At 34.2% G+C, this 13610-nt stretch carries 11 protein-coding genes; all 11 read right to left on the reverse strand.

Annotation, left to right across the window (positions count from 1 at the left end; genetic code table 11):
* Positions 1–42 precede the first annotated feature (42 nt).
* The 11 genes from F7O84_RS07780 to F7O84_RS07830 all read right to left on the reverse strand — a co-directional run bounded on the left by F7O84_RS07780 (position 43) and on the right by F7O84_RS07830 (position 13454).
* Complete coding sequence (locus tag F7O84_RS07780; protein ID WP_151143916.1) at positions 43–2967, reverse strand: insulinase family protein; 2925 nt, start codon at positions 2965–2967, stop codon at positions 43–45.
* 120 nt (positions 2968–3087) lie between these two features.
* Entirely contained in the window at positions 3088–3960 is an 873-nt protein-coding gene (locus F7O84_RS07785; RefSeq protein WP_151143918.1) for an HAD family hydrolase, read from the reverse strand.
* A 139-nt stretch (positions 3961–4099) separates the two neighbouring features.
* Positions 4100–4477, reverse strand: coding sequence for a TIGR04086 family membrane protein (locus tag F7O84_RS07790; protein WP_151143920.1), 378 nt, complete (start codon positions 4475–4477; stop codon positions 4100–4102).
* 61 nt (positions 4478–4538) lie between these two features.
* Positions 4539–6206: an ATP-binding protein gene (locus F7O84_RS07795; protein ID WP_151143922.1), complete on the reverse strand. Its 1668-nt coding sequence runs from the start codon at positions 6204–6206 to the stop codon at positions 4539–4541.
* 11 nt (positions 6207–6217) lie between these two features.
* Positions 6218–6886, reverse strand: a complete 669-nt coding sequence (locus tag F7O84_RS07800; RefSeq protein ID WP_151143924.1) for a winged helix-turn-helix domain-containing protein — start codon at positions 6884–6886, stop codon at positions 6218–6220.
* Between the two features lie 5 nt (positions 6887–6891).
* Positions 6892–7533, reverse strand: a complete 642-nt coding sequence (gene phoU, locus F7O84_RS07805) for a phosphate signaling complex protein PhoU (protein WP_151143926.1) — start codon at positions 7531–7533, stop codon at positions 6892–6894.
* Positions 7533–8282: a phosphate ABC transporter ATP-binding protein PstB gene (gene pstB / locus F7O84_RS07810; RefSeq protein WP_151143928.1), complete on the reverse strand. Its 750-nt coding sequence runs from the start codon at positions 8280–8282 to the stop codon at positions 7533–7535. The genes phoU and pstB overlap by 1 nt, the downstream gene beginning before the upstream one ends.
* A 4-nt stretch (positions 8283–8286) precedes the next feature.
* Positions 8287–9150, reverse strand: coding sequence for a phosphate ABC transporter permease PstA (gene pstA / locus F7O84_RS07815; protein ID WP_151143930.1), 864 nt, complete (start codon positions 9148–9150; stop codon positions 8287–8289).
* Positions 9150–9998, reverse strand: coding sequence for a phosphate ABC transporter permease subunit PstC (gene pstC / locus F7O84_RS07820; protein WP_151143932.1), 849 nt, complete (start codon positions 9996–9998; stop codon positions 9150–9152). Before pstC ends, pstA begins: the two co-directional genes overlap by 1 nt.
* 101 nt (positions 9999–10099) lie before the next feature.
* Positions 10100–11080, reverse strand: coding sequence for a substrate-binding domain-containing protein (locus F7O84_RS07825; RefSeq protein ID WP_243140846.1), 981 nt, complete (start codon positions 11078–11080; stop codon positions 10100–10102).
* A 274-nt stretch (positions 11081–11354) separates the two neighbouring features.
* On the reverse strand, positions 11355–13454 hold the full coding sequence (locus F7O84_RS07830; RefSeq protein ID WP_151143934.1) for a PTS sugar transporter subunit IIABC: 2100 nt from the start codon (positions 13452–13454) through the stop codon (positions 11355–11357).
* Between the last annotated feature and the right edge of the window lie 156 nt (positions 13455–13610).

The following is a 13610-nucleotide window of genomic DNA, read 5'->3' on the forward strand; positions in this document are numbered from 1 at the left end:
TCATGTATCAAGGGTCAAAAGGTAGTTTGACCCTTGTTGCATTTAATTACGATATAAATTCTCTAAGTGTTTAAATAAATCTTTTTCTTTTTCTAACTTATTTTCATTTCCAATTACACAGATTGCATTATCTTCTAAGACAGCATCTACAATGTCTCCTAATGCTTGTATATCTTCCACTGTTGCATTTAATATTTGGTTTCTCTCCTTTTGCATCTGCTCATAAGTCAGATTGCTTAAATACGCAGAAAGGGAGCGAATTCCTTTCCCCATTGGAGTCTGTGGAACGTCCATATCACTAATGGTACCAATTATAAATTTGGTCATATCTCTTTCATCTGCCTGAAAGCTTCTTAAATAATTCGCTGTCCCATTATAAATCTCGTTGGTTTTCTTAAGATTAGGATCACGATAAGATACTAAATAGCTATCTCCTGTGATAGCAAAGTTGCTCATACAACCATAAGCTCCGCCTTTAACTCTGACATTATTCCATAAATAATCATAGCTTAATATCACCTTGAGCATTTTAAGTGCTCCTGTATATTCAAAATTCTTACTTCTAAAGTTACCACATCTTGCAACATACTGTACCTTTGAAGAAGACTTAAATCCTTCATTTTTCTTTGAAAGTTCTGGTACAAACTTACCTTCAACGTAATCATTTGTATAAAGGCAACTTTTGAATGATTCAATTTCTCTTTCTAGATATTCAAAGCCCGTATCATTTGCTGTATAGGATATCATTAGATTCTCAGGGCGAAAGATAATATGCATAAGTTCCTTTAATTTATTGATTAAATTCGTCTTTTGATTATCAAAATCACTTTCTATTTTTTCTATAACGCGGAAAAACTCAATGCCACCCATTAAATCACTATAATAAGATACTGGTGAAAAATACGAGCATCCTCTCATCACAGAAACTGAATGACCTGACGAATTAAGCGTCATTTGAAGCCTAGACTTTAACTGTGCTATAATCTCATACAAACGCTTTTCATCCTCTAATTTTGAGTTTAGTAAAATTTCTTTCATCATCTTAAAGGAATAGTCTACCTTTTCGTATAAAGCTTTTGACCTAATATGGAATTTTACTTTGAATTCTCCTTTGCTCTTTAGATCAGGGAAAATATTAATTACATTCGTAATTCCACCTGTATTGATATTGATTTCATTATACAAATCCCCATAACTATAGTTTTTCGTATCAATATAACCAAGAACGGATTTAAGAATCCCCATATATGGAATCAACTCGTTTGATACCTTACCAGCATCAAAAAGAAGTTCTAAATATCCAATTCCATTGGTAAACAAATTGTGATGAACCACTTCGATACCATGAATTGTTTTAATCTCATTATAGATAGGAGAGGCTTCTTTTTTCATATCCTCACGCTTTAACATTGGAATTGCCTCCAACTCTTCTTTTGTAGAAGGCGTTTCTTGATATACTTCTAAGGCTTTTGTATCCTCTATCAGCTTTTGTATCTCTTCTTTTGACAATCCATCTTTATACTTTTTTAGTTTATCCGAAAGGATTTTATCATTTTTAGCGGTCAATCCTCTTTCAGGCTCTACAATCACAATCGATGCATGCTTATTATTGATTAAATAATCTCGAATTAAGTTCTCATAGTATCCTGTTCCAATCTGACTTTTTAAGAATTCAAACGTCTTTAATGCTTCAATATGAATGAAAGGTTTTTTATCATCATAAAGCCAACTATCAAGCATCTGTAGACCATACATAAGTCCTTTTGGATAATTTCCAAAATCAGCTTCACGGTATCTAAATTCATTATAATTAATTCCTGCCTTGAGTGCTTTTCCATCTAGTCCCTTTTTGACAATGTCTGACAAGGTATCTAAAATAATCTGAATAAATTTATCCTTTAATCCTGTGTTGGAATTTTTTGCTACGATAGAAAAGATTGGTTGTAACGTTCCATTATCGTAAGATCCCATAATATCTTTACCTATTTTAGCATCTAATAACGCCTGCTTAAGTGGTGCACCTGGCGCACTTAATAGAGCATATTCTAATATCTGGAACGCAAGATATAATTCCACATCCAAACTCGTTCCAACTACCATATTATAAGCTAAAAATGTATTGTCCTCTAATGGTTCTGATTCCGTTATTGAATATTTTTCTTTTACCTCGACAATCTTTTCGAATGGCTTTTGGCATTTTATTTCTGAATTTATCGATATCGTATCGTATTTACCCAGATATTCTTTATCCAACCATTTTAATTTTTCTGCAATGTCTATATCCCCATATAAATAGATATAGCTATTGGATGGATGATAATAGGTTTTATGAAATTCAATAAACTTATCATATGTTAACTCTGGAATCTTACTTGGTTCCCCACCTGACTCTCTTGCATAGGAAGTATCAGGGAATAATGATTTTAAGACAAGTCGTCCTAGTACTCCTTCTGGCGAAGAAAAGGCTCCCTTCATTTCGTTATATACAACACCATTTATTTTTAATTTTGCATCTTCTGATTCAAGATCATAGTGCCAGCCTTCTTGCTTAAATATTTCTTCCTTTTTATAAATATTAGGATGAAACACTGCGTCCATATATACATGCATAAGGTTTTGGTAATCCTTATCATTGCAACTTGCGATTGGATATATTGTTTTATCTGGATAAGTCATGGCATTTAAAAAGGTATTTAGAGATCCTTTGACAAGCTCAACAAAGGGATCTTTCGCTGGAAATTTTTCAGAACCGCATAAAACCGAGTGCTCTAATATATGAGGTAAGCCTGTATCGTCATTTGGAGGCGTACGAAAACCTACATAAAACACTTTATTCTCATCATCATTTTTTAAAATAGCGATGCGAGCACCACTTTTTTTATGCTTTAAAATATAGCCAAAAGAATTTAAGTCCTTAATTTCTCTTTTTTCTACTACTTGATATTCTTTGATATCATTTATATCCATCTAGTTACCTCCATCTATTTCAATCGTCACTTATCTTTATTTTATCCAATATATTCTAACACATTCATCTTATTTATGCAAAAATAAGTAATAAAACGACGATACTTGTTTTATGTGTAACTATTCATCAAAAACTATCTTTTGAATAAATTTTGCAACACCACTTTCATCATTGGTTAAAGTATGAAACTTGGCCACTTCTTTAATTGGCTCTATTGCATTTTCCATTGCAACAGTATAACCAAACTCTCTTTTTAGCATGGAATAATCGTTTAGGCTATCACCAAAACACATTACTTCTTCCATTTTAATACCGTGTTCTTTTGCATATTGCTCCAATGCAATTCCTTTATCAGCTCTTTTATCCGTTATTTCTATGTTTGTGTGGAAAGAAGCAGATACTGACAGATTAGAATTTAGACTCAGTTTTTCTCGAAGTTCACTGATTTTATTCGTATCTTTATGACTAATAGCAATTTTAAAGACCTGATAACCTCTATCAAAAATTTCACTTACATTTGAAATATAAATAAAACTTTTTCTTAATCTCATGATGTCTTGATAAATCTCTTCTTCCTCAATTGCACTAATATCTCCACTGTTATAAAGTGAAATCCATCCTCTTAAAAAGCTTTCTGCTTCTTCTTTTTTAATCGCGATGCAAGTTCCAGCATTCGTATTAAATTCAACGAAGAATTCTTTTATATCCACATAAGAAATGATATCCATCACATCTTCTTTTTTCATATAACAGGCCTTAATCAGTTTTCCTTCCTTATTATAAACAGATGCACCATTCATGCAAATGGATTCACACTGAATATTTGTATCGTCAAGTACATGGCGTACGCCCTCATAGGTTCTACCTGAGTTTGTTACAAATCGAATACCCATATTTTGTATTTTATCTATCATCTCTTTATTTTCAAGCGATACATGTCTTTTACTATTTAAAAAGGTTCCGTCCAAATCAACAGCAACTAATTTAATCATAATTTTTCTCCTTTATCTCTTGCCTTTTAGCCATCTATACAAGTATACCACAAAAAGTTAAAAAGTGTGAGCATAGCTCACACTTTAGAGTTCAGACAAACATTCTATGAATGCGTAGGCTGTTGACTTTGTCGACACCCTAACTAACCATGCCTCCAAAGGTCCCTCCTGAAACGCACATCACTAATACTGTAAAAAATCCAATTCCATCGCTTCCAACCGAACGATTTACCGCAAAGGATACGAGTGCAAGAAATGCAAAATAGGCTGCACCACATATCGCGCCCCAAATAAATTTATTCTCCTTTTTAAGCTTTCCAAGAATAAATCCACCCACAAAACTTGCCAATATGTAGATAATTGTAATGCCTACCTTTACTTTACCATCGTCCAAGTCTAGTTTGTATACAAATAAGGCTAATAATAATAAGGCTAAGCCAGTTATTATATAGGAGCATAGAAGGCATTTTAAGATGGTAATTACACTGTTACTTGGTTTTGGTGTTGTTTTATCCACTGCTTTACCTCTTTATTTCATTATATAAACAGTATATTATAACACCTTCTATAAAATTACATTAAATCGCCTTGAATGTAATAATAATTTTTGTCCCTCTTAATGGCTCACTATCGATTTTAATATCCGCATTATGATAATATGCCCCATGTTTTACAATGGATAGCCCAAGGCCTGTTCCACCTGTTTCTCTGGAATGACTCTTATCTACACGATAAAATCTTTCGAAAATACGATCCTGGTGCTCCTTTGGAATTCCAATTCCTGTGTCCCATACCGATAATACGACTGTATCATTTTCTTTGATTACACTAACACCCGCTTTTCCATTATCTTCATTATATTTAATTGCATTATCTAATAAGTTATAAATCATCTCATCTAGAATTTGACGCACTCCTTTTACTTTTACATTTTCGCCTATTACACGAAGTTCGACATTCTTTTTCGCTGCTTGTGTCAGCAGTCTTTCTTTGATATCTTCTGCTAATACTAGCAAGTTCACCTCTTCAAAGTCTGGAGTATTTTCATCTTCATCTAGTCGAGATAATTTAATAATATCTCCTACTAAGCTGCTAAGTCTAGTTGCCTCACTGTATATTCTTCCTGAAAATTCTGGAATATCTTCACTTTTAACCAAACCATTTTTAATGATTTCTGCATATCCTGAAATAGACATCAATGGCGTTTTTAGTTCGTGTGAAACATTTGCTGAGAACTCTTTTCTCATCTGTTCTGCTCTATGCTTTTCCGTTACATCCAGCATAAGTACGACACACCCATTTAATATGCCTTCTAAATAAACTGGATTTGCCATAATCTTATAATATTTGTTATCAAGTATGACAATGGCATCACTTGGCGTGCCACTCATTGCTTCTTCAATGGTGCTTTGGAATTCATGATTACGGCTAATCGTTAGAAAATGTTTTTCGATACAGTTTCCTCTTTTTACATTTAATAACTCAACTGCCGCACGGTTCATAGATAATACCGTATTTTTCTTGTTAATAATAATAAGAGCTTCTCTCATATTTTCAGTTATGGCATTAAACTCTTCTTGCTTTTTATTCAAATGCTCTAACTGCTCTTTAATAAGATGGTTTTGGTTATCGATTCGATGCAAAAGTGGTGTTAACTCATCATAAATATCATTTTCAAGAGGTTTCTCTAGGTTTAGATTATTAATAGGAGTAATAATACTCTTGGTTTGCCATCTCGCAAAAATCATTGCAATAATTAAAATGATACATGCTAATACAAGAAGTATAGGCATATTAGTCATAATCATGGTCAACACGCTATCTGTTGTATTGGCAACTCGTATAACCATACCGTTATCCAGACGAAAGGCGTAATAAAATGTCTGCTGTCTTAGCGTTTCTGAAAAACGCATCGAACTGCCTTTTCCCTTCTTTAGTGCTTCTATAATCTCAGGTCTGTCTTTATGATTATCCATTGTATGAATTTCTTCAGAGGAATCGAATAAAACAGTTCCCCCTGAATCAATGAGAGTAATTCGATTCCCCTCATCTTTCATGACCTGATTATCTAAATAATCAATCCCAGTAATGTTGAGCGCAGAGTTTAAATACCTCGCTTCTCTTTCCACTTCTTTTTCCATATTGTTAAAAAGCTGCTGGTACATCACCCCTACAATCAAAACATAAAAAAATATAAGGGAAGCTGCGATTAAAACACCCATGCTTCGAAATATTTTTTGTCTCATTTATGCCTCCATTATGCTTGTATTCTATAACCTACTCCTCTTACTGTCTCAATCGTATTTCCTGCCTCTCCAAGCTTTTGTCTAAGTGTTCGTATGTGAACATCTACCGTTCTAGTCTCTCCATCAAAATCATAGCCCCATATATGTTCTAACAAACGATCTCTCGTTAAAACGATTCCTATATTTTCGATTAAAAATCTTAATAATTCATATTCTTTTAAGGTAAGCAGAACACTTTCATTGTTGACATAAACATTGTGCTGTTCCAAATTAATCTTAATTTCACCTACCTGTAATTCATTTTTAGGCTCTTCGGTTTTTACACGTCTAAGAACCGCTTTCACTCTGGATACAAATTCCATCATCCCAAAAGGCTTCGTAATATAATCATCCGCACCTTCATCAAGTCCAATTACTTTATCATATTCTGCGCCTTTTGCAGTCACCATAATGACTGGTATATGCTTTGTTTGTACTGTCATCTTTAATTTTTTTAGTATCATAATACCATCTTCACCAGGTAGCATCACATCAAGTAAAATCAAAGATGGTATCTTCTTATCCAATTCTTTAAACAACTCTGTTCCGTTTTCTAGCCCTTTTGCTTCAAATCCAGTTGATTCTAGTGTGTACACAATCAACTCTCTAATATTTCGTTCATCTTCAACACAATAAATCATACTTATCAGCTCCCTTTATGCTTGCCTGTTATGGAAAACTCAACCCATTCTGCAATATTCGTTGCATGATCCCCGATTCTTTCAAAATATTTTGCAATCATTAATAAATCAACCGCAAACTCGCCATCACTTTCACTGTTACTGATAAAGGATATCAGCTCTTTTTTAACCTTAATAAAGTATTCATCTACCACATCATCATAATCAATAACATGCTTAGCAAGCTCTAAATCTTTTCTTACATAGGCATCAATGCTATCTGTTACCATTTTCATGGTTGCTTCGCCCATACCTACAATATTTGACAAATCCTCTACTGAAATATTGGCCATGCTTACGATTTCTGCAATATCTGCCGCCTGATCTCCAATTCGTTCCATATCCGTTATCATCTTAAGAGCAGACGAGATTAATCTTAAGTCCCTTGCTACAGGTTGTTGTTGCAGGAGCATTTTTAGGCACAGGCTTTCTATTTCTCTTTCCTTTTGGTCAATTTCTGAATCTTTTTCCATTACCATCTTAGCAAGCTCCATATTATGAGATGTCAATGCCTTTATCGCATCAGATATTCTTTGCTCACACATCGAGCCCATTTCAATTAATTCAATATTAAGCTGCTCAAGCTGTTCTTCGAATTTGTTTCGCATCAACCAAACCTCCCTGTAATATAATCTTCTGTTCTTTTATCCTTTGGCATAGAGAACAGTTTTTCAGTTTCATTATATTCAATTACTTCACCTAATAAAAAGAATGCCGTTTTATCCGATATTCTTGCTGCCTGCTGCATATTGTGTGTAACCATAACAATAGTATAATCTTTTTTCAACTCAACAGCAAGGTCTTCTATTTTAGAGGTGGATATCGGATCAAGGGCTGAAGTTGGTTCATCCATTAGTAAAACTTCAGGCTGAACTGCTAATGCTCTTGCGATACATAGTCTTTGTTGCTGTCCACCAGATAAACCAAGTGCACTCTTTTTTAAACGATCTTTTACTTCCTCCCAAATTGCTGCATCACGAAGAGATTTTTCAATGATATCATCAAGCTTTGCCTTCGATTTTACTCCATGTGTTCTAGGGCCATATGCAATGTTGTCATAAATACTCATTGGAAAGGGGTTGGGTTTTTGAAACACCATACCTACTCTTTTTCGAAGCATGTTAATTTCAATGTCTGTATAAATATTTTTGTTGTCTAATGTTACAAGCCCCGTGATTCTACATCCTTCTACCAAATCATTCATTCGATTCAAGGATTTTAGTAACGTAGATTTTCCACATCCACTTGGTCCAATAAATGCTATAATTTCTTTTTCAGGAATCGTAAGATTTACATTCTTTAGTGCTTTGAAATCTTTATAATATAAATCCAAATTCTCAATTACTATTTTATTCATCTAATTACTCCTTCGCTATTTTTTTAGCAATAAAACCTGATATGCTGTTAATGACTACTACAATAATAAGTAAGATTACTGCTGTGGCATAGGACTGATTCATATACAACCCTTCTTTTGATAAATTATACATATGAACGGATAAGGTACTACCAGATCCCATTAAATCAGGGATTTGTGCAATTGTACCCGCTGTATAAATAAGTGCTGCTGTCTCTCCTACAATTCTTCCAATTGCCAGAATAACTCCTGCCAAAATACCAGGAACTGCTGCTGGTAATACAATTACAAAAACGGTTCGTAATTTTCCTGCACCCAGCCCAAAACTTCCCTCTCGATACACATCAGGAACTGCTTTTAAAGCTTCTTCTGTCGTTCTCATAATAAGTGGTAAAATCATAATAGCAAGTGTAAATGCTCCAGCTAGCATGGAATACCCCCACTTTAATGTGGTAACAAAAAAGAGAAATCCAAATAATCCATATACAATGGAGGGAATACCAGATAATGTCTCAGCTGTAACACGAATTAATCCTACTATTTTATTTCCTCTTTTTGCATACTCAACAAGATACACCGCCGAAAAAATACCGATTGGTGTTGCAATGAGTAACGAAATTGCTGTCATTACTATGGTGTTAATCAAGGAAGGCATTAAGGATGCGTTTTCCGTTGTATATTTCCATTCAAATAGCTTCCAAGTAATATTTGGTATTCCTTTTACTAAGATATATCCAACCAAAAATACCAATGTTAAAAAAGTAACTGTAGTAGCAAACATGACTAAGATAAATAGGATTGCTGAAAATGGATTACTCTTAAATGATTTTAGTTTACTCATAAATGACTGTGTATTGATAGCTTCCATTAATATTTCCTCCTATTTAATAACGATACCGATAAATTAATGATAAGGATAAATACAAACAGTACCACTCCAGTTGCAATTAATGCTTCTCTATGTAAATCTGCAGCATATCCCATCTCAATTACGATATTGGCTGTAAGCGTGCGTACACCTTTAAAGATTCCTTTTGGCAATCTAGCTTGATTACCTGCAACCATGATAACAGCCATTGTTTCACCGATTGCTCTTCCTATCCCTAATACAACCGCTGCAATGATACCTGATTTCGCCGCTGGTAATACTACAAAAAAGATACTTCTTTCATGGGTTGCTCCAAGAGCTAATGACCCTTCATAATATTGACTTGGAACAGCTCTTATTGCAGCTTCTGATACTCCTACTATCGTAGGTAATATCATAATTCCAAGTAAGATGGAAGCAGTCAGCATACTGCTACCATTTCCTCCAAATACCTCTCTTATAAAGGGAACTAAGAGCACCAGTCCAAAAAATCCATATACGATGGATGGAATTCCAGCCATTAACTCTACTGATGATTTTAAGAATGGATAGATTCTCTTAGGGCAATATTTTGCCATGAAAACCGATGTAAGTATTCCAATTGGAACACCAATGATAATAGCACCTGCTGTCAGATAGATGCTTCCTAATATCATAGGTAATATTCCATAAATGTTATTGCTCGGTTTCCACTTTTCTCCAAGCAAAAAATCAAAAACACCAATCTCTTTGATTGCTGGAATACCGTTTACAAATAGGAAAAAGCATATTAATGCCACAGCTAACACTGACATACAAGCCGCAACTAAAAACACGATTTCCATAAGTCTTTCTAAAATTTTGTTCATAGGTCCCTCCATAAGACAAATATTCACAATTAAATCTTGGATCCAATTGTAAAAGAATATTGCGCAAAAGTGATATACGACATCACTTTGCGCATAACTTGCTATTTTATTTCATCCCAAGCTAATGTTTCACCTGTATAAATTGATTTTACTTGGTCACTTGTTAATTCATCAAAACTATTATTTTTATTTACAACCACTGCAATTCCATCCATTGCAATTACCATGTTGGTCAAGCCACTTTCTAGTTCACTGTCTTTTAATTCACGTGAGGCCATTCCAATATCGCAGATTCCATCAATAGTTGAAGTCATTCCAGTTGTCGAATCACTTGTTTGTACTTCAATTTCAGCATTTGTATTGATAGCTAGGTAAGCTTCTTTTAATTTTTCCATTACAGGAGAAACGCTTGATGATCCTGCTATCACAATCTTACCTGCTGGCTTACTTCCTGCATATGCACTATTTTCAGATGCTGAAATGTATCCATTGTCTTCTACTACTGCCTGCCCATTTGCACTCATGATAAAATCAATAAAATCTTTGGCTACTTCACTTACATCACCTTTCGTTGCAATATTAAAAGGTCTAGCGATTTTGTAAGCTTTACTTTTGATATTTTCAACTGTTGGGTTTGCTCCATCAATCTTTAGTGCTTTTACTGTATCATTTAATGAACCAAGTGATATGTAGCCTATGGCATAATCATCACCTGCCACTGTGGTCATCACTACTGATGTACTATTAGAAATAGTCGCTTCTTCGGTTGTCATATCTTCCTTGTTACCATCTGCATCTTTTTCTTCTACTCCAAATAATTCAATGAAGGCTCCTCTCGTTCCTGAACCATCTTCTCTGGATACTACAGTGATATCATTGGAAGTATCAAAATCACTTGTCACCTTATCTTTTGATGTATCCTCAGTCGTAGTAGTTACACTATCCGTTGATTGTACTGAATCTGTTGTTGTGCTAGTACTGGAGGATTCACCCGTACTTGATGAGCCACATCCCGCCAATAAAACCATGGAAAGTGTTGCTGTTGCAGCAAAGCATAATAACTTTTTCATTGTTTTTTTCATAATATAATTCTCCTTCTTTACATTTCACATCTTTTTTACATTTTCTGTTTACAAACTCATTTTATAAAATGATTGTAAAATCCAAAAGCATGCTTATGTTAAAAATCTGTAAAACTGTTTATTTACAATCTACAATGAATATTTTTGATTGTATTACGATTTTTATCATCCTTCTATCATAAAAGAGTTAAGATTATGTAAAATTCATGTTAAGCACAAAAAATAGAGACTACCCAATGTATTTTGGGTAATCTCTATTTGAATGACAATCTTCTTATTTTTCAACAATTATAAAATCAGACTGCGGTTTGATTGCACCACTAGCAACTAATTTAATATCTTTACAATTATCTGAATTCGTTATTATGATAGGGGTTGTTACCTGGTAACCTTCTTCTTTGATTTTTTCAATATCAAATTCTGCTAGTAAATCACCAGTCTTTATTTCATCACCCGCTTTCACCTTAATATCATAATGCTTTCCATTTAATTGAACCGTGTCAATTCCAATATGAATTAAAAGCTCTACTCCACTATTTGATGACAAGCCTATGGCATGCTTCGTGTCAAATACCATATCAACTTTTCCATCAAATGGTGCGTAGACTTTGCCAATTTGTGGCTCTATTGCTCCCCCTTTTCCTAGCATTCCTTCAGAAAATACTCCATCATTGACCTCTGATAGCTCCAATACTTTTCCTTCGATTGGCGCTTTAATTTTGTATTCTTTCTCGATGCTATCTATTTTTTCTTCTTTTTCTATTTTTATTTCACTTTGCGTTCCAGTTAAATAATCCTCTAAATTAGATTTAATCACTGTCACCTTTGGCCCATAAATGATTTGCACGCCATTTCCTTTTAAAATAACTCCAGCGGCACCTGACTCTTTTAAAATACCTTCGTTTACTTTTTTAGCATCATATACCGTTGTTCGTAATCTAGTGGCACAACAATCAACATCGCTGATATTGCTAGTTCCACCCAGACCTTTTACTATCATTTCAGACATTTCATCATTTAAAGTACCTTTATTACTTTCTTTTTTTGCTTTTGCTGCTTCCACATCCGCTCTTTTGTATAGTTTCACTTCATCCGTATTTTCTTCCCTTCCTGGGGTTTTCAAATCATACTTAGAAATTAAGAAGCTAAATAATAAATAGTATACAATAAAATATATGATTCCTATTATAACGATAAAAATCCAGTTGGTTTTTGCATTTCCTTGTAATATACCAAACAAAAACATATCAATTAGACCACCCGAAAATGTCATACCAACACCAACTTTAAATATATGCATTAGCATATAAGCTCCACCTGCAAACAAACAATGAATTCCGTACAAGGCTGGTGCAATAAACAAAAAGGTAAATTCAATTGGTTCTGTAATACCTGTTAACATTGAAGTTAAAGCGGCTGATAATAATAACCCTCCAACTGCTTTCTTCTTGGCTGGTAATGCACTTTTATACATAGCAAGTGCGGCTCCTGGAAGACCAAAAATCATCAGCGGAAACTTTCCAGACATGAATCGGGTTGCCGATACGCTGAATTTTGTAACATTAGAAGAAGCAAGTTCCGCAAAGAATATATTTTGTGCCCCTTCAATTAAAATGCCATCCACAACGGCTGTTCCACCAACTGCTGTTTGCCAAAAAGGTAAATAAAATACATGATGAAGACCAAAAGGTATTAACAATCGTTCCATTAATCCATAGAGAAAAGTTCCTGCATAACCAGATTCCATTACAAACTTACCTACAGCGTAGATACCACTTTGAACCATTGGCCATACAAAAAACATTACAATACCAACTGCCAAATATACCAATGAGGAAATAATAGGAACAAATCTGGTCCCTCCAAAAAAGGATAAGACTTGTGGTAACTCTATTTTGTAGTACTTGTTATGAAGTGCAGCTACCCCTAGCCCAACAATGATACCACCAAATACGCCCATCTGAAGCGATGTAATTCCTAGTACGCTTGTAGTTGAATTGGCAAGCATCGCCTCTGCTCCACCGCTTATCTCAATTAATGTACCAATTGCGGTATGCATGATGATAAAAGCAATTGCACCTGATAATGCAGCAACCTCTTTTTCTTTTTTTGCCATACCAATCGAAACACCCATGGCAAATATCAAAGCAAGGTTATTAAACACTGCTGTTCCCGCACTAGCCATAACCCTTAAAATGTTGTTGATTATCGTACCACTTCCCATTATTTCATCCAAATGGTAGGCCGCTAACGTTGTTTCGTTTGTAAAGGAACTACCAATACCAAGCATCAATCCTGCAACTGGTAAGATTGCAATCGGAAGCATAAAAGATCTTCCAATACGTTGTAAAACTCCAAATAACTTATCTTTCAATTTTGTTTCCTCCTAATTTATATTATCTATGTTAAAGTATCCTCTTTTCAATACTGAAACATCCAACAAAAAAAGACCTAAAATTTGTTATAACGAAAGACATGTTCTTACTTTAAAACATGATTAACAAATTTCTAGGTCTTGCCTGCATTATCA

This window comes from Candidatus Galacturonatibacter soehngenii, assembly GCF_008830185.1.
GTDB classification, from domain to species: Bacteria; Bacillota; Clostridia; order Lachnospirales; family Lachnospiraceae; genus Lachnotalea; species Lachnotalea soehngenii.